The sequence below is a fragment of the Amycolatopsis thailandensis genome, from assembly GCF_002234405.1.
Lineage (GTDB): Bacteria > Actinomycetota > Actinomycetes > Mycobacteriales > Pseudonocardiaceae > Amycolatopsis > Amycolatopsis thailandensis.
Map to the genome: position 1 here is coordinate 1 of NZ_NMQT01000342.1, position 496 is coordinate 496.

General features: G+C 74.0%; 1 protein-coding gene. It reads left to right on the top strand.

The genetic code is table 11. From position 1 onward, the window contains the following. A partial coding sequence (locus CFP71_RS42780; protein WP_279629278.1) for an N-acetylglucosamine kinase occupies positions 1 to 496 on the top strand: 496 nt, incomplete at both ends.

Here is a 496-nt window from a genome sequence, read left to right on the forward strand (position 1 = left end):
CCTGCACGCGGCGCTGGCCGCCCGCGGCTGGAGCGACACGCTGATCGTCGGCAACGACACGCTCGCGCTGCTGCGCGCGGGCAGCGCAGACGGGACGGGCGTGGCGGTGGTGTGCGGCGCCGGGATCAACGGCGCCGGCATCAGCGCCGACGGCCGTGAGCAGCGATTCCCGGCGCTGGGCAAGATCTCCGGCGACTGGGGCGGCGGCTACCGGCTGGGCGAGGAGGCGCTGTGGTGGGCCGTCCGCGCCGAGGACGGCCGGGGTCCGGGCACGGCCTTGCAAGCGGCCGTCACCGCGCACTTCAAGGCGTCTTCGGTGCTGGAAGTGGTGCGGCGCCTGCACTTCGAGGATCTGCACTCCGACTCGATCCACGGCCTGTGCCCGCTGCTGTTCGCCGTCGCGGCGGGCGGCGACGAAGTGGCGCAGGACGTGGTCGACCGGTTCGTCGAGGAGGTCGCCCTCCTGGTCGCGGTCATCCTGCGGCGGCTCGAACTC